The sequence below is a fragment of the Rhizobium sp. CB3060 genome (genome assembly GCF_025200735.1).
In the GTDB taxonomy this organism is placed as follows: domain Bacteria; phylum Pseudomonadota; class Alphaproteobacteria; order Rhizobiales; family Rhizobiaceae; genus Rhizobium.
In genome coordinates this window covers 1,982,946-1,999,752 of record NZ_CP104159.1, presented here as the reverse complement: position 1 = coordinate 1,999,752, position 16,807 = coordinate 1,982,946, and the positions used below count along the sequence as shown (strand labels likewise).

At 58.3% G+C, this 16,807-nt stretch carries 12 protein-coding genes and 2 pseudogenes; 5 read left to right on the top strand and 9 right to left on the bottom strand.

Annotated features, from left to right (window positions below):
- Positions 1–315 precede the first annotated feature (315 nt).
- The 7 genes and pseudogenes from N2601_RS28375 to N2601_RS34270 all read right to left on the bottom strand — a co-directional run.
- Complete coding sequence (locus N2601_RS28375) at positions 316–735, bottom strand: VOC family protein (RefSeq protein WP_104827700.1); 420 nt, start codon at positions 733–735, stop codon at positions 316–318.
- Positions 736–903: 168 nt separating this feature from the next.
- A complete protein-coding gene (locus tag N2601_RS28370; protein ID WP_158704613.1) occupies positions 904–2,088 on the bottom strand; it encodes an ROK family transcriptional regulator in 1,185 nt (394 codons plus the stop codon).
- A 191-nt stretch (positions 2,089–2,279) separates the two neighbouring features.
- Positions 2,280–3,092 (bottom strand): IS21-like element helper ATPase IstB, encoded by an 813-nt coding sequence (istB, locus tag N2601_RS28365; protein ID WP_260303922.1) that lies wholly within the window; start codon positions 3,090–3,092, stop codon positions 2,280–2,282.
- The gene (istA, locus tag N2601_RS28360; RefSeq protein WP_260303847.1) at positions 3,082–4,608 is read right to left on the bottom strand and encodes an IS21 family transposase; all 1,527 of its coding nucleotides are present in this window, start codon (positions 4,606–4,608) and stop codon (positions 3,082–3,084) included. Before istA ends, istB begins: the two co-directional genes overlap by 11 nt.
- A gap of 288 nt (positions 4,609–4,896) precedes the next feature.
- Positions 4,897–5,049: pseudogene (locus N2601_RS28355) on the bottom strand (SOS response-associated peptidase); the annotation flags it as partial.
- A gap of 307 nt (positions 5,050–5,356) precedes the next feature.
- The gene (locus tag N2601_RS28350; protein ID WP_104827693.1) at positions 5,357–6,103 is read right to left on the bottom strand and encodes a CHAP domain-containing protein; all 747 of its coding nucleotides are present in this window, start codon (positions 6,101–6,103) and stop codon (positions 5,357–5,359) included.
- A 174-nt stretch (positions 6,104–6,277) separates the two neighbouring features.
- Positions 6,278–6,445 (bottom strand): annotated as a pseudogene (locus N2601_RS34270) (cupin domain-containing protein); the annotation flags it as partial.
- Positions 6,446–6,655: 210 nt separating this feature from the next.
- On the opposite strand from N2601_RS34270, the gene N2601_RS28340 reads away from it, so the two are divergent.
- The 3 genes from N2601_RS28340 to N2601_RS34265 are packed head-to-tail and all read left to right on the top strand — an operon-like array spanning position 6,656 to position 8,823.
- Entirely contained in the window at positions 6,656–7,885 is a 1,230-nt protein-coding gene (locus N2601_RS28340; protein WP_245464131.1) for a TadE/TadG family type IV pilus assembly protein, read from the top strand.
- A gap of 6 nt (positions 7,886–7,891) precedes the next feature.
- Positions 7,892–8,446, top strand: coding sequence for a TadE/TadG family type IV pilus assembly protein (locus tag N2601_RS28335; RefSeq protein ID WP_104827691.1), 555 nt, complete (start codon positions 7,892–7,894; stop codon positions 8,444–8,446).
- Positions 8,443–8,823, top strand: coding sequence for a TadE/TadG family type IV pilus assembly protein (locus tag N2601_RS34265; RefSeq protein ID WP_104827690.1), 381 nt, complete (start codon positions 8,443–8,445; stop codon positions 8,821–8,823). Before N2601_RS28335 ends, N2601_RS34265 begins: the two co-directional genes overlap by 4 nt.
- A 282-nt stretch (positions 8,824–9,105) precedes the next feature.
- Here the strand turns inward: N2601_RS34265 and N2601_RS28330 are convergent, their stop codons facing one another.
- The gene (locus N2601_RS28330; protein WP_245464130.1) at positions 9,106–9,726 is read right to left on the bottom strand and encodes a diguanylate cyclase domain-containing protein; all 621 of its coding nucleotides are present in this window, start codon (positions 9,724–9,726) and stop codon (positions 9,106–9,108) included.
- Between the two features lie 1,078 nt (positions 9,727–10,804).
- Here N2601_RS28330 and N2601_RS28325 point away from each other — a divergent pair.
- Both N2601_RS28325 and N2601_RS28320 read left to right on the top strand, forming a co-directional pair.
- Positions 10,805–12,211: a DUF1254 domain-containing protein gene (locus N2601_RS28325; protein ID WP_104827687.1), complete on the top strand. Its 1,407-nt coding sequence runs from the start codon at positions 10,805–10,807 to the stop codon at positions 12,209–12,211.
- A complete protein-coding gene (locus N2601_RS28320) occupies positions 12,208–13,695 on the top strand; it encodes a DUF1254 domain-containing protein (RefSeq protein ID WP_104827686.1) in 1,488 nt (495 codons plus the stop codon). Before N2601_RS28325 ends, N2601_RS28320 begins: the two co-directional genes overlap by 4 nt.
- 716 nt (positions 13,696–14,411) lie before the next feature.
- On the opposite strand, the gene N2601_RS28315 is transcribed toward N2601_RS28320, so the two are convergent.
- On the bottom strand, positions 14,412–16,760 hold the full coding sequence (locus tag N2601_RS28315; RefSeq protein ID WP_104827685.1) for a PBP1A family penicillin-binding protein: 2,349 nt from the start codon (positions 16,758–16,760) through the stop codon (positions 14,412–14,414).
- Positions 16,761–16,807: the final 47 nt, after the last annotated feature.

Genomic DNA, 16,807 nt, shown 5'->3' with positions numbered 1-16,807 from the left:
GCTTGGCAGTTCGCTGTTAAGTTCGCAGCATGGCTGGGCGCCGAGCGCTTGCTTGAGAACACGCCGTTTGCGCTGCGCCGCACTTTTGTCTCAAGCAGATGAATTGGTAATAGCGTGGTGTGACTTCCTTTTACCTTCGCCACTGCAGCTCTTCATGCTCGAAGGGCGTTCCACCCTGGAAGTCATCGCTGTTTTCAAAATGGTGTCGGGCAAACGCTTTGATCGCGTCGGCAACCATGCCAGAGATCATCAGGTCGAAATGGGCCTGCACGCAGGAGCAGGCGATGATGCCATGCCGCTTAACACCACATGCGATTACCAATCGGCAATGCGGTCACCACCGATAAACTGGGCACTTCTATCCGTGTATTCGAACAGCTCAATTCGGACGTCGTTGGGATCGCGCAACCAAGCTTGATACGTGTCATCGCACGCAAGCCTCTTGTTGGTAATCTCGACCCCTTTGGATCGGATATGTTCGATGGCATCGTCCATGTCTTCCACCTCAAGGCAGAAGTGGTTGATCTGGTTATGTTCGCTGTAGCTGGTCTCGCTCTTTTCGAAAACTTCGATTGCGGTCCGTCCATTGCAGTTGACGTAGAAACCGAAGATTTTGCCGTCGCGGAGAAAACTGAACTGAGTGTCCGCGCCAAGTACGTCCCGATAAAACGCCCGGGTCTTATCGAGATCCCGGGTGAAAATGCAAACATGGGCGAGTTGTCTGAGCTTAATCATGGTGCCTCCTCGCGTCGTTACCGAAGGTGTAATTCGCCATGACTTCCCTTCGGCATTCGATATTTCATTAAATAAAAGAAGTCGATCTTTCAAGTGCTTTCGCGCCACCGTTCCAGAATGTAGGCGAATGTGTCGCCGGCAACGGCATAGACCGAAATGCGATTTAGCCTATTCCGACAGCAACTTGGCTTCGAAGCCAGCCGCACTTTCAAAATCGAAGAACTTCTGGATAGCAAGCGCGGATGCACCACGCGACCACACGTTATTCTCCCAATCCACCTCGACTGGGGGAGGTGTTTCGAAACAATATTCGTTAACCGCAGCTATCAGCGGCTCGACCAAACCGCATCCAAAGCGAATTGCTTCCCCACCGACAATGACGACGTCAGGGTCAACGAGATCGATCATCGTCACCAACCTCACGCCGATCTCATGACCCGTCTGGCCAAGATAGGCAATCGCGCGAAGATCGCCGCTGGAGGCTGCCTGCTGCAGCTCAAGCGGCGGGTGGTGGGGCTGCGTGGCTTGAATTTCCGACCACGCCTTGGTCATGGCCGGCTCGGAGAAGCGGCTTCCCCAGCTCAGCCTGTGTTCACGCGGAGCTCCCAGTGCCGTCGAATCTACAGCAAAGCCGACTTCACCGGCAGCATATCGAGCACCTCGATGGATCTGCCCATTAAAGATCAGGGCAGCGCCGACACCGGTGCCAATGATTAGCACAAGTGCCGAATTGCGACGGCGAGCATGGCCGAATAACTGCTGGGCGATTGCAAACGCGTTTACATCGTTATCCACCCAGACCGGGACGTTCAGCCGTTCTGCAAGGAGGGCAGCTATCGGAACATCCTTCCAACCGAAGCGATGCGAAATCAGGCATACCCCTCGTTCGATATCGATGAGGCCCGGCATCGCCAATCCTACGCCGATCAGTTTCTCGCGAGGTTGTCGTGCCTTGGTCAGCAAATGTTCCACCGCCTGTTGAGCGGCCTCGGTCACTCGATCGGGAACCAGGCGGGGCAGCGCGACGACATGGTTTGCGATCTGCTCAGTTGCTAGATCGGTGAGAACAGCCTCAAGCCGGTCCTCCATCAATTTCAATCCAATTGAAAGGCGCGCAGAGTAATCGATATCGAGCGGCGTAGGTTTTCTGCCACCACTGCTTTGTCCGCTTTCGCCTTCCTTGACAAAGCCCTCGTTCATCAACTCTGTCACAACGCCGGTAATAGCGGCATTGCTGAGCCCCGTGCGGCTGGCAATCTCTCCACGGCTCAGCCCGCCTTCTCGTCGCAGCAGATTGAGGACAAGGCGCCTGTTTAATGCTCGTGTCGTGCTTTGGTCGCCTTTGAGCGCCATGCGTTGCTCCATCGATACTTCTTTAACACAATGAAAAAAGTCTTGCACTGATCCGCATCCTGCATTAGAAAGACGCTCAGGATCAATTGCCGCTTTGCTTATCACAGCGGATTGCCGTCCGGGAGGAGCTCCGGACTGTTGATTTGCACTGAGAAGTGACCCGGCATTTGCGCCGAGAATTGACCCGCCTCTTAGGTATGTTTCGGGTCGGTGGTGGTGGTCAAGTTCCTACTTTTCTCCTTTGCTGTTTTGGGTTCATGCGCTGAGCTGTTCTTGAACCGGAAGCTGTCGTTTCCAGTTTCGAGGATGTGGCAGTGATGGGTAAGCCGGTCGAGCAATGCGGTGGTCATCTTGGCGTCGCCGAAGACGCTGGCCCATTCGCTGAAGCTCAGGTTGGTGGTGATGATGACGCTGGTCCGCTCGTATAGTTTGCTCAGCAGATGGAAGAGCAGTGCACCGCCTGATGCGCTGAATGGCAGGTATCCAAGCTCGTCAAGGATAACGAGATCGGAGTGTATGAGCCGGTTGGCGATCTGACCGGACCGTCCTTGAGCTTTCTCCTGCTCGAGAGCGTTGACCAGTTCGACGGTCGAGAAGAAGCGAACCCGCTTATGATGATGCTCGATGGCTTGAACACCGATTGCCGTGGCGACATGCGTTTTGCCTGTGCCGGGCCCGCCGACCAGGACGATGTTGTTGGCCTCGTCGAGGAAGTCGCAGCGATGAAGCTGACGCACGAGCGCCTCGTTGATCTCGCTGCTTGCGAAGTCGAAGCCGTTCAGATCACGGTAAGCGGGAAAGCGTGCCGTCTTGAGCTGATAGGCTGTCGATCGCACCTCCCGTTCCGCCGTCTCCGCTTTGAGGAGCTGCGACAGGATCGGAATGGCGGCCTCGAACGCCGGCGCTCCCTGTTCGGTCAGTTCACCGACGGCTTGGGCCATACCGTGCATCTTCAATTGCCGCAGCATGATCACGATCGCGCCGCTTGCTGGGTTATGACGCATGGCGAATCTCCGTCTTTCTCAGGGTGTCGTAGCGTTCGACGTTGGCCTTTGGTTCATTGGTGAGTGTCAGTGCCTGGGGCGCATCTATCGTCGGCGGCGTGAAGGATTTGCCATCGACGAGGCGATGCAGCAGGTTCAACACATGCGTCTTGGTCGGAACGCCGGACTTCAGCGCCATGTCGACGGCCGATAGCACGGCCTGTTCATCGTGCTGCAGGACGAGCGCCAGGATATCGACCATCTCGCGGTCTCCGCCAGGTTTCTTGAGCAGGTGTTGTTGCAAGGCTTTGAAGGCCTCGGGAAGCTCGGTGAATGGAGCACCGTTGCGGAGAGCGCCGGGTTTGCGTTGCACGACCGCGAGATAGTGCCGCCAGTCATAAACCGTCTGTCCCGGCCGATCATGGGAACGGTCGATAATGCGCTGGTGCTCGCAGATGATCAGGCCTTCGGCGGCGACAACGACACGATCCGGATAGACCCGCAGGCTCACCGGTCGATTGGCGAAGGATGCCGGAACGCTGTAGCGGTTGCGCTCCAGATGCACGAGGCAGGTGGGAGAGACCCGCTTGGTGTATTCGACAAAACCATCGAACGGACGGGAAACCGGCATAAGAGCCCGTGCTTCCTCCGCCCAGATATCGGCGATGGTGCCGCGCATCTGGCCGTGAGACGTCTGTGCCCAAAACTCTTTGCAGCGTTGCTCTAGCCACTCGTTGAGGGCCTCCAGAGATGGAAAGCGTGGCATGGGTTGCCATAGCCGATGACGCGCGTCCTGGACGTTCTTCTCGACCTGACCCTTTTCCCAACCGGACGCCGGATTGCAGAACTCCGGTTCGAACAGGTAGTGGCTGGCCATCGCCAGGAAGCGAACATTCACGTCGCGCTCCTTACCGCGGCCGACCTTGTCGATCGCCGTCTTCATGTTGTCGTAGATGCCGCGCCGGGGAATGCCACCGAAGACGCGGAATGCGTGATTGTGGGCGTCGAACAACATCTCGTGTGTCTGGAGGAGATAGGCCCGAACGAAAAAGGCCCTGGAATAGCTCAGCTTCGTATGGGCAACCTGTAGCTTGGTGCGCTCATTGCCGATGATCGCCCAGTCTTCCGACCAGTCGAACTGGAATGCTTCACCGGGCTCGAATGCCAAAGGCACGAATGTTCCGCGTCCCGACGTCTGAAGCTCTCTCTGTCGATCGGCTCTCCACTCTCGAGCGAAAGCGGCGACACGGCAATAGGAACCCTCGTAGCCCAAGCTCAGCAGGTCGGCATGGAGTTGTTTAAGGGTCCGCTTCTGCTTGCGGGATTTGTTGGCCTCCGTCTTCAGCCAGGCCGATAGCCGGTCGGCAAAAGGGTCAAGCTTGCTCGGCCGCTCCGGAACCTTGAACTTCGGCTCGACGCCACCCAACCGCAGGTACTTGCGAATGGTATTCCGGGACAGGCCAGTCCTGCGGCATATCTCCCGGATCGATAAATGCTCTCTAAAATGCCAGCGTCGGATCACGCTCAATAACGCCATGTCGATCACTCCATAGCTCCCGCTGAAAACACGCGGAGCAAGGTTCAAAACATGGGTCAATTCTCGATGACAATATCCGGTAATGCCGGGTCACTTCTCAGTGCAAATCAACATCGGGGATATCTCAGGAGTGCCCCGTTCATCCTCGCAAATTGGGCTGCCGGCAGCGAGACATTGCCGGACCGCGCCCGAACGGCATCACACGCACGCCATTCTGGTTGGATCAAAATACAACGGTGGGTCTGGGGACCGTCCTCGCCGGACTAGCGGTTCGGATGGCCGCTGAGAGTCTAATATTAGCGAACCTATCGGCAAAGGCCGAATGATAGATTTCGCGGAGACGTTAATATCGAGCCAATCGGCCCACGCATTGCGCTCCAATATCACGATCTGGCGGTCGTGATATGGCGCGATGTCCGGCCCCGGCGCCGTCGTCAGCATGGCATCAACGCCCCAAGAATCTCAACCAAAACTTGTAGCCGTCCGGCGGCGCGTAGGTCCGTCGGACCGCTTCGCGCCGCATACTGGCCACGAGCAAACCTCTTTTGATAACCGGGTCCAGAGCTCGGTTCCATTTCGGCCATGACAGTTAAAGCGGGGTCGCCATTCTGTAATCGAAAAGCGTGGTGTCCGGAACCAGAAGCGTACAATTCGAACAAGGTGGAATCCATGTGCGCCCCTGCTTTGATCCGCATTCCGTGAGACAGATCTAGCGGCGGTCGCATGTCGCCACGGTGAATGTCGGGAATTATGCCGGTCGCACAAACTGGTTGAGGTGCATCATCGCCGATATTACTTTGCCGGTGCTTGTGTGCCTTCGCACGGGCTTGTTGCCGATTGGCAAAATTCTCTGTGAAATGATGCTGGAATGGTCTTGTGTTGCCTGATTGCCGCCAACGACGACAAGGTGCTGCTCGTCTTCGAAACGTCTGAAGAAAGCTACATGGCCTAGTCCGATATCTTTCCCTGTAAATGAGCTAACGCAGGTGAAGACTGCCAGGTCGCCTTCCTGAGGTGACTCGACAGCGTCGAACGCCGGTGGCAGGAACGACTGCGACCATGCGCTTGAACTGCCTACCCCGCCATTACGGCGGATGCAGAAATTGATGAAGGCAGCGCACCATGGAACCGGATCGTTCAGCGGATGCAGCGCTGTAACCGCGAGAAATTCGGCAATGAGAGGGTTCAGTGCTGCCGGCGGTGGTCGTTGCGAGATGACTGAAGGTTTGCGCTCGTAGTAGCGGTCGATAAAACTCTGCGCGATGTCGATCGGACGCGGTCCGGTCGGCGTTAAGGCAACGGCGTCACGAGTTTGTTCAATCTCCATGGGTGTCGGAGCGGAGCGTCGCATCCGCCGCTCTGGGATGGTGACCAGGGGCGGTGGGTATTGCAGTTGGACGATGGTCTCGCGACCAGTTTTGCCTCCAAAGGCAAGCTCGGATTTTAGGACCGGAACGGTCGCAACCATCGCCAAAAGCACTCGCCGCGTAATCATACGAGACCTCCATGGTAACGTTGGAAACGCCTTAGCTGCCAGTTGCTGTAACACGCAAAGAGGAGAACGGTTTCAATGAACCAAGCGGTGGCAACGCTCAGAGCTCATCGATCGTTCCACGCCGACGAGAGAACGATGCTAACCTTTGCGGGAAAGGTACGTCGCCAATCGCGCCTACGCGCTTGTTGTCAGAGTAGAGATCTGATCGGTATCGTAGCGGCTCCACAAGTCGGCAAGCCCGTTTGAATCGGGAAAGCCATGTACAGCGAGCTTCGCAAGCTCCTCAAAAGAATGCTCGTGTTCGGGTGGAGAGACGGTCATCAGCACGCGCCCCACTTCTTCGCGTAGTGGCTGATTGAACCAAGTGATAATCTGAAAACTCAGCTTCTCTTCAACCCCTTTAATTTTACTGTTTTCTGTTCAATTCGAACTTCTTAAAAAAGAGAAAAATAAAGAATTGAGTCGCACAGTCCTCCATCGGATTTTCCGTATAATTTGAGGGGAGGGACAATGCTTCGACTTCCTGTTGGCTCGCGCCACCGGAAGACAATCGTGGACTTCATTCACGATTCGTCCGGTGCTTACCTGATCGTCTTTGCTGTGTCGCTCCCGGTTCTGATCGGTTTGATAGGGCTCGGCACGGACTATGGGCTGTGGACCTACAAGCAACAGAAGATGCAGTCGGCAACCGACGCCGCCGCTGTAAGCGGCGCGGCTGCCTATACCACCAGCGGCGAGGGGCCGGTTGAGTCCCAGGTCAATGCGATAGCGGCGAGCTATGGGCTGGTTAATGGCCAGAATAACGTGGTGATATCGATCCATCGCCCTCCGACGCAGGGATCTTATGTTGGAAATAATTCGGCGATCGAAGTCGTCGCGCAGCAACCAATGGACGTGCTGTTCTCCGCGCTTTGGCAGCAGGCGTTTGTCGTTACAACTAGATCCGTGGCCATTGCGAATGCGGCCAGCGCCTGCGTGCTGGCGCTCGATCAGACCGCAAGTGCTGCCGCATCGGCTCAGGGTTCAACCACGGTGACACTGAATAATTGCAGCTTGGTTTCGAATTCGACAAGTCCCACGTCGGTTAGTGTCGGCGGTTCCGCGCTGATACAAGCGTTATCGGTCGGAGCTGCCGGTGGCATTAACGGCCTTAGCGGCATTAAAGCGAGCGAGGGAACGGCGACCGGAATTTGGCCTCTCACGGATCCCTATGCCGACGTTCAAATGCCGACCTACTCGGGTTGCACGACCAATGCCAAGGAAAATATCAAGGGGAAGACCACACTCGATCCCGGTGTCTATTGTGGCGATATTACCGTAAACGCTGGCGCCGTTCTCACCCTTGACCCGGGGATCTACATCCTCGATCGGGCCAATCTGAAGGTCAATGGCGGCGCGACTTTGATCGGCCACGGTGTCACGATCGTCTTCACCTCCAGCACGGGAAGCAACTACGGCACTGCGTCGATCAATGGTGGGGCGATCCTTGATCTCACGCCACCGCTGACGGGAGACACGGCCGGTATTGTCATTTTCGGCGACCGTAATATGCCCGTGGGCACGGCCTTCAGCTTTAACGGCGGTGCTACCCAGAGTTTGGCCGGATCGATCTATCTGCCAAGGGCGGCCGTTAGCTACTCAGGGGGTAACTCCGCAACAAATGCCTGCATCAAGATTATCGCAGATACGGTCACCTTCACCGGTAATTCCAACCTATCCATCGATTGCAGTGCTTATCCGACCCGCGCCATCGGCGGCGCTGCGGGCAAATTGGTCGAGTGATGCGTCATGGCTGCAAAAACAGCAATACCAACTGAAGTATCGCGCTCCGGTATGCTCATCGCCGAACGGGGGCTGGGTTCGCGCACCCGGGCAATACCGGCGTGGGTTCTAAAAAGGCTCTGTCGGGATCTGCTCAATGAGCAGCACGGCACGGTCGCCGTCGACTTGGCGATCATACTACCGGTTTTGATCGTGATGACATTCGGACTTGTCGACTATTCGTGCGCACTGCTTCAGCAGACGCAGGTGGAGAATGCTGCTCAGCGAGGCCTGCAGTATGCTTTGGCTCGCGGCTTCGATAGTTCCGCCATGTCGAATGTCATTACAAGAAATACCGGCTCGGCCGTTATCTCGGCGGCGCCCGTACCCTCGAAATTTTGCGGTTGCCCCAGCAGTCAAGGCATCTCCATCACGGTGTGCTCCGATGTCTGTTCGGACGGATCGCGAGCGGGCACCTATGTGTCCGCCTCGGCCGCTGCCACCTACGTGCCGTATGTTGCGCTTCCCTTCATCCCCGCATCATTTGCACTGCAGTCAACGGCAACAGCGAGGCTTCAATGATTTGCCGTCTTGCGAGAGAGGCCGAGGGAACGAGCGCAGTCGAGTTTGCCCTGACTGCTCCCGTCTTTATCATTCTTGTATTTTCTATAGGACAATTCGGGCTTTTTCTGTGGACCCAATTGGGATTGCAACATGCCGTCGATCTCAGCGCCCGGTGCGCGAGTCTGATGCACACCACCTGTCCGGATGAAGGCTCAACCCAGGCTTACGCCGCCGGCCAGGCATATGGTCTTAATATAGATCCCAGCGTGTTTTCAGTGACTCAAGATACATGTGGGCAGAATGTTACGGCATCCTACATCTATACGATCGCGATTCCTTTGCTGCCGTCGATGCAAGTGCCAATTGCCGCAGCGTCGTGCTTCCCGACTTATTGATGAAGAATCCTACTTGGACGGCAATACCGCCGACATCCTCGCCCATCATTTCACATTCGCCTGTATGAAGCCCGGCGCGGATTTCGATTCCGAGCGGTGAAATTTCCTCGGCAATGGCGCTGCTTAACGAAACCCACACCGACACTCATCCCTCGAGGCTCGATCAGCCTCGGTGGATCCAGAAGGCCAACCGAGATCCCAGCTGGCTCTGACGCCGCATCAAAGAGAGGTCTCGCCGTTTGGGCCCATGCCGCCGCCGCCGCGGCGGTGGGGTCGCCAGCGTCATGCTGCCGGCAGCACGCTGATCGGGATGTCGTCGCTCTCGTCGCCGCGCTCGAAGGCCATTTGGTCGGCGAGCTGGCGGAGTTGGTTGAAGTCGGCTGGGCCGTCGAAGGAGATGCCGCCGAGGCGGATGGCGACGGAAAGCGGCGCGTCGTCGGCGCTGAACGTGGCCGCGGAGACGCGCGTGCGGATGCGGGTGCCGATGTCGCGGGCGTCCTCGATCGTGGCGCCAGGCAGGAAGATGCCGAGTTCGTTGGTCGCAAGCCGCGCCACGAGATCGCCACGACGAACCGAGGACTGGATGATCGAGGCAAGCGATTGCATCACGGTGTCGGCCCATTGCGGCCCCCAGCGGCGGCCGATGTCGTCGAGCGTATCGATGATGACGGCGATGACGATGCCGCCTGCATCGGTGCCGGCATGCTTGCGCCGGTCGACAAAGTGCTCGACGGCCGCGGCAAAAGCGGTGCCGTTCAGCGTCTTCGTCACGCTATCGTAGCGCGCCGCCTGGGTGACGTTTTCCCGCATCTTGCGGATGACGCCGTTGTTGAGCTGCAAGGCAAAAAGCAGCGGAAAGGCCACAAATGCGGAAATCAATGCTGCGCCGACAAATCCGACCAAAAAAGGTCGATCCGGCATCAACAGGTTTAATAAAAGTAAAAGACCAACGGAACCGACCACGGCGCATAGCGCGCCGAGCGTGGCCCTCCGCAGGGCTTTGAAAATGGTGGCGGAGGGATGTCGCTGTTGTCGAATCATATCGGAATTATACCCGTTTTCTAATGCTGCATCAGCTAAACAGGAGCCCGAAAAAACCGGCTTAAGAAATCCTGTAAAATTTGTTGCTTTGCACAGTTGTTTTCACAAATTAACAGTCTTCGAACGAAGATCCGGAACCGTTGTTTGCGCTTGGTGCCCGGTTTGCGACAGAACCCCAGTGCTTCATCTCGATCCATGGCCCTGGGCGTGTTTCATCTTCAACGTGTGAATCGGCATGGGGTCACGATGCCGGTAGGCACAACAAGCAACTGTTTTCGCTGCAGCGTCTGGGGTCATTACTTGATGCCTATTTACACTCGCAGGCGGTGCAGAAGGTTCTAATCCCATCAACTGCGCCAGATGTCGAATGTGGGGGGCTCAAGACTTTAAAGTTCAACGACAGCTTTGCACCTCGATGTCGGGCGTAGCGATCAGCTTCGCCGCATCCCGAGAGCAGACTATCTTTGCTGCCCACGCGGGGCGGTCTCGGCTGTGCCTGTTGCGGAAATTGGAAGGGGCCCGGGCGACGGTCCGTTGCGTATGGCTTTATACACCTTGACGTTGGTCGGCCAGCCGTTCGTGCTTACGGCAATTGGCTGTATACTGTAACGTACTTCCGCACGATCCTTCGAATGACCGCGCCTTGGTCGGTTGTAGGCGGTTTTTGGGAATGTCCGAGTTGAAGGCGATGCGTCGGAGCGTTGGCGCAACGCAAACGGAGATGGCGAACGAGATGCGGGTCTCGTTGCGCCAGTACCGAGACATCGGGCAAAGCGTCGGCCTGCTAAGCGACAGTTATTTGCGTTTGGCCTCGTAAGCGGCCTAACCGCTTGCTCAACCGCTCGCCGGCGGCGCTTACGCGCCGTCCGCTCAACACCGACTAGCTTGGTTCGTTACGCGGCACCTTAGGACAGGCCACAAAGTTCACAGGAAGGCGGCCATGAGCAGAAGAGCCCTCGCATTACTCGTCTTGATTTGCGGAGCGGTCTCAGCCGCCGCGCAGGGTCTCTCACCGGAGGCGCTCGCCCGCCGCACCATCGAGCGACGCACGGTAGAGGCGGTGATCTGGGGGATGCCCGCCGTGAGCATGGCGGCGATCCGCGCGTCGTTGAAGCGCGATCTGGACGCGGATTTTGGGGACGTCATCTATTTCTCCAACGTCATGGAACCACGGCATGAGTTCCTGACGGCCAACAATCAGACACCCTACGTCTTGACGTTCTTCGATCTGCGGCGGGGACCCATGGTGCTGGACGTTCCGCCGGCGACTGGCAAGGTCGCGTTCTTCGGCAGCGGCATCGATTCGTGGGAGGTGCCGCTCGTGGATATCGGCCCGACCGGCGACGATGCGGGGAAAGGCGGCAAGTACCTCTTCTTGCCGCCCGGCTTCAAAGGGAAGCAACCGAGCGGCTACTTCGTCGTACGCTCGCCAACGGTATTCGTCCATTTTGCGTTACGACCCATCGCGACAAACAACGGGACTCTCCAGGACGCGGTGGCCTACAGCCAGCGGCTGAAGACCTACCCGCTGGCCGAGGCTGCGAAGCCGCACGCGAACCGCTACATCGACGCTTACCCGAAGGCGTGGAAAACGCTGCCGGCCTACGACCTGACCTATCTCCGGCTGCTCGCGGAAACGATTGATGCGGATCCGCCGCAGGACAAGGATGCCGTCATGCTGGCAATGCTCGCGACTATCGGCATCGAAAAGGGCAAGCCGTTCAACCCGCAGGGGGAACAGGCGCAGCTTCTCAAGCAAGCCGTGCGCGAGGGCGCCGTGCAGATGAACGACTATTTCCTGAACCGTGCACTCGTTCCGTTCTCGCCGGGTTGGCTCGGCCTCAGACTCGAAGGCACCTTCGGCTACACATACTACGGGAACGGCAAGCTCGATTACGATGCGCGGGCCGGCAACTTCTACTGGGCGACATGGGCGCCGAAGCGGACCGGCGATCCGGACAAGCTGCCCGCCTCCGCCTATCTGTTCAGCTTTCGCGACAAGTCCGAGCAGCTCTACCGCGGCGATCGGCTGTATCGCGTCCGCATGCCGGCGGATACGCCCGCGCGCGACTTCTGGTCGATCATCGCGTACGAGGTCGGCATCAACGCCTTCATTCATAACCCGCAAAACCGCGTCGGCGTGTCGTCCTACGACAAGGCAAAGCTGGCGGTGAACAAGGATGGCTCTGTCGACGTGTACATCGGGGCGAAGCCGCCTGCGGGCTTCGAGAACAACTGGATTCCGACCGCCGGCAAGGACTTCTGGCTCGCCGCCCGATTCTACGGCCCGCTGAAACCGCTCTTCGACAAGACGTGGGTGATGGCCGACGTCGAGGAGGTCAAATGAAATCGATTCTTGTACTAATTCTGACAGCAAGTACCGCAACGGCGCAGACCGGCGGCTCGCCCAGGATGGCCACCGAGATTCCTCCGGCCATTACCATCCCCGACAGCCTCGAGACGCGTCTGGGAACGCTCAAGTTCACCGACGGCTTCCCCGACGACACGACCGTCCAGAAGGTATACGACAATCTCGATTTCCAGCGCGGCGTGCAGGCTGTCCTCAACACGATGCCCGCCGTCTCGCTGGCAGCCCAGCGCAGAGCACTGCTCACATTTGGGCCTGCCAATCAGACCGTTTTGTTGTGGGAGTCGTTGGCGGACTCCAGGTTGCTCATCCTGACGGGGAACACCGAGACCGTGTACGGAGTAGCCTGGCTCGATCTAAAAAACGGTCCGGTCGTCGTCGAAAGTCCCCCCAACACCCTCGGCCTCGTGGACGACTTCTGGTTTCACTATGTCGCCGACCTGGGCAACGCCGGGCCGGACAAAGGCAAGGGCGGCAAGTTCCTGTTCCTGCCGCCGGACTACAAGGGTACGCCGCCTGAGGGCTATTATGTCTTCAAGTCGCGCACCTTTGGCAATTTGCTGGCGACCCGCGCCTTTCTGGTGAACGGTGATCCGAAGCCGGCAGCCGAGAACCTTCGGAAGGTGCGCATCTATCCGCTGTCGCAGGCAACACGCCCACCGGAAACCAAACTCATCAACGTTTCGGGCAAGGCGTTCAATATGATCCACTCGATGGACTTTTCCTTCTTCGAGGAAGTCAACGACGTCGTGCAGGAAGAACCGAACGAGGCGATGGATCCGGAGACGCTAGGCCTGCTGGCCTCCATCGGCATCGAGAAGGGAAAGCCGTTCGCGCCCGATGCGCGCATGAAGAAGATCCTTACGGAAGCGGCCGCTGTCGGCCATGCCACCGCTCGCGCACTTGCCTACCGGACGCGTTTGAAAGAGTCCTATCTCTATCCAAACAGCGCTTGGTGCACACCCTTCGTGGGCGGCAGTTATCTCTTCGAACGCGATGGCGTACGACTGCTCGATGCCCGCACGTTCTTCTTCTTCTACGCTACCGGGATCACGCCGGCGATGGCGGCCAAGATCGTCGGCGTCGGCTCCCAGTATCTCGTCGCCTTCATTGATTCGAAGGGGCAGCCATTCGACGGCGGGAAGAGTTACCGGCTGCACCTGCCGCCGAACATCCCGGTGAAGGACTTCTGGTCGCTCGTGCTGTATGACAATCAGACCCGTTCGATGCTTCAAACCGACCAGCAGTTCCCGAGCATCAGCAGCCAGAAGAAAGGCGTCGCGGCCAACCCGGACGGCTCGGTAGACGTGTACTTCGCCCCCAAGCCGCCGGCCGGCAAAGAGAGCAATTGGGTGCAGACGTGGCAGGGCAAAGGGTGGAACATCATCCTGCGGCTCTACGGGCCGTTGGAGCCCTACTTCGACAAGACGTGGCGGCCAGGCGAGATCGAGGAAATCAAATGAACAGCGTCGTCAAGCAGGTGCCGCGAGCCCGAGTGGTACTCGGTGTCCCGGCATGCTTTGCGAACGTGGCAGCCGGTTTTAGGGCTTGAGCGTCCATGATGATGCTCCGACTATTGGATAACTCGGATAACGTCGCTTCGAGGACCGTTTCACGCGGGAATTCCTAATTTCGGGTCCGGAGCAGGATCGGAGTTCCGCTTTTGGCGCACAGAGCAGTCCACGCTTTTCTAGACTCGAAGGTCGGCTTGCAGCCCGACAACCCGAAAGCGGACCTTCCGCTTCCGGCCCAAGTCGGTCATTCCATGCAGGCGAAGCCGGTGTCCGTTACTGAGGGATTTCAGGCGGATGGCTTTTGTAACAACAGGGTCGGGCAGTTCGAATCCCATCGAGAGCGGCGTATCCCTTCTTGCCTTCCTGCTCGAAGTCGGAGCGGGATTTGTCGCGACCAGCGTATTTGACGATGCGAACTGTCTTTCCCGCAGCTCGCCCGCCAGATCATAAATCGAGCCGGCTTCAGGCGGCGCGAAAATGTCGTCTGCAGCGACATTCGGGGACGCGACTGCGGTTTCGAAACGCCGGCGCCCCGTCGCGATTCAGAGTGCTCTTCGCAGAGCAGGCGCGGAGCTCCTCCGAGCATGCATGTTGCCTCAACAATACTCATCACCACACAAATTGAGGAAACCCCCTTAAATGCCAGGCGACATGAGCTGAAGCGATCATTTTTCGCATAGTCGACGCCCACCGGCATAGGGCTGGTAGGTACAGTCGGACGGTCGGAAGGAGCGGTAGCTGCGTGAGCAGGCGGTGACATTGCAGGACTGCGGTGCGCCTTGGCCGTCGATCACTGCTTCTGGCGACCGAGCTCCATTTGGCGCAGGTTCGGCCATCGCCTCCCGCATGAAGTCCCGCCAAATATGCGCTGGCAAGGCACCGCCTGTGACCCCGTTCATCGGCGTATCGTCATCATTGCCCACCCATACGCCGGCGACGAGCGGTTCCGTGAAGCCGACGAACCAGGCATCGCGATTGTTCTGGCTGGTGCCCGTCTTGCCGGCTGCAAACGTGCCGGGATCCGCTCCACGTCCGGTGCCCCGCTCGACCACCAACTGCAGAAGACCGAGGAGATCGGACTGGTAGGTCGAAAGATCGACATTCGGCCTAGCTTGCGGGCCAACTCGAAACGCATTCGCCTGCCCCGCCGCCTGAAAATTGATGATGCCCCAGGGCTCAACCGGTGCCTTGCCGAGTTGGACGGATGCGTAAGCGCTGGTGAGCTCAAGCAAGTTGACTTCGGATGTACCAAGCGCCAGAGACGGCGTATTGGCAAGCGGCGCTTTGATGCCGAGCTCTCGGGCGGCGGCAATCACTTTGTCGATCCCGACCTCTTGAGCAAGCGCCACGCTGGCCGCATTCAGCGATCGGGCGAAGGCTTCGGCAAGTGTTACCCAGCCGTGATAGTTGCCGCCGTAATTTTCCGGCGACCAGCCGTTGATGTCGATTGGCGCATCGAGAATGCGGTCGGATAAGGTAAGCCCCGCCTTCAGGGCTGCGTAATAGACGAACAGCTTGAAGGTGGAGCCCGGCTGCCGCATCGCAGTGACGGCACGGTTGAACTGGCTTGCCTTGTAGTCACGCCCGCCGACCATGGCGACGACCGCGCCGTCCGGCGTCATCGCTACCAATGCGGCCTGCGATGCTCCGACCGCCTTTCCTTCACCATCGAGTGCTCTTTTGACCACCCTTTCGGCGATCTGCTGGAGCTGTGGTACCAAGGTGGTGCGCACCGTCGTCGAGCCCGGCGAGGAGCCGGCGATTTCGCTTGCCTGCGGCGAAATCCAGTCTGCAAACCAGCTTCCGGAGCGCGGTGTCGGCGTTGTCGGGTGCAGCTTGGCGAAGCTTGCTTTGGCTTCTTCAGCCTCCGGCGCGGTGATCTTGCCATTGGCCACCATCGCGTCGAGAACAACGGAAGTGCGTTGTCGGGCGCCGTCGAAATTGTCGATCGGATTCCATTGGCTCGGCGCCCGCAGCAATCCCGCCAGCATCGCCGATTCCGGCAGATTGAGTGCACCGATATCCTTGTCGAAGTAGATCCGCGCAGCGGCAGGCATGCCGGTGGCACCGGCACCGAGATAGACGCTGTTGAGATAGCGTGTCAGGATTTCCTGCTTGCCGAGTTTCCACTCCAGCCACAGGGCGATGACGACCTCCTGTATCTTTCGTTTTATTGTTCGATCGCTCTCGAGATACTGCAGCTTGATGAGCTGCTGGGTGATCGTGCTGCCGCCCTCTACCACCGACCCGGCTTGGACGTTCCGCAGGAGCGCCCTTCCGATCCCTTTGAGGTCGATGCCGAAATGATCCATGAACCGCCGATCCTCAATCGAAAGGACGGCATCGATCAGCCTCGGCGGAAATTGGTCGTATCGAGCATATGGTCCTTGATAAGGTCCCTGTCTTACCAATGGCGCGCCGTCAGCGGTTTCCAGCACGACGACGGGCTTCAACGTCCCGTCCCGGATCTCGCCCCAGGGCACATCTTTGAGTGCCCACACCAATACGCTTCCTGCAAGGATGAGGCAGGCAAGCAAGGCTAGTCCTATGGTGATTTTCCAACGGCCGGGGCGAGGCGAAGCGTTTCGGCGATAGTGCAGCGTCTTTGCAAGCAGACTGCGAATAACGCCTCCTGCTCTGACGAAAGCTGTTGCGGACCATTTGCCAAAGCTGTGTGTAGTTGATGTGGTTTCGGGTCGGATTGATGCCTTGAGTTTCGTCTTCAAATAGCGGGCGGCCGTCTTGGCCTTGGCCCCCGCCGAAATGGAGCTCGTCCGCAAATCGTGACCGAGTGCACGCAACAGATTTCGGGTTGCCTCTCTGCTTCGGCCAAAAGATCCGGCAGGCGGTCGCGCGCGCTCAGCTTCGATGGACGAGCTGGAACCTTCTGATGGCTCCGAGGGGGATGTCTCTGCCTCAGCCTTATTGGCGGCGACCTCCGAGTTTGCGGGGTGGTTAGCACCTGCGCTTGAGTCGCCGGCGTTTTCGGCTGAGGAACTGGGAGGACTCTGCATTGGTTACCGCTAGTAGGCTCTTCTTCCCGAACGTACCAAGTTTATAA

Excerpts from the sequence above, each read along its gene's own strand:
- N2601_RS28375 (WP_104827700.1), bottom strand. The coding sequence starts at position 735 with ATGATTAAGCTCAGACAACTCGCCCATGTTTGCATTTTCACCCGGGAT.
- N2601_RS28315 (WP_104827685.1), bottom strand. The coding sequence starts at position 16,760 with ATGCAGAGTCCTCCCAGTTCCTCAGCCGAAAACGCCGGCGACTCAAGC.
- istB (WP_260303922.1), bottom strand. The coding sequence starts at position 3,092 with ATGCGTCATAACCCAGCAAGCGGCGCGATCGTGATCATGCTGCGGCAA.
- N2601_RS34265 (WP_104827690.1), top strand. The coding sequence starts at position 8,443 with ATGATTTGCCGTCTTGCGAGAGAGGCCGAGGGAACGAGCGCAGTCGAG.
- istA (WP_260303847.1), bottom strand. The coding sequence starts at position 4,608 with ATGGCGTTATTGAGCGTGATCCGACGCTGGCATTTTAGAGAGCATTTA.
- N2601_RS28370 (WP_158704613.1), bottom strand. The coding sequence starts at position 2,088 with ATGGCGCTCAAAGGCGACCAAAGCACGACACGAGCATTAAACAGGCGC.
- N2601_RS28325 (WP_104827687.1), top strand. The coding sequence starts at position 10,805 with ATGAGCAGAAGAGCCCTCGCATTACTCGTCTTGATTTGCGGAGCGGTC.
- N2601_RS28335 (WP_104827691.1), top strand. The coding sequence starts at position 7,892 with ATGGCTGCAAAAACAGCAATACCAACTGAAGTATCGCGCTCCGGTATG.
- N2601_RS28350 (WP_104827693.1), bottom strand. The coding sequence starts at position 6,103 with ATGATTACGCGGCGAGTGCTTTTGGCGATGGTTGCGACCGTTCCGGTC.
- N2601_RS28320 (WP_104827686.1), top strand. The coding sequence starts at position 12,208 with ATGAAATCGATTCTTGTACTAATTCTGACAGCAAGTACCGCAACGGCG.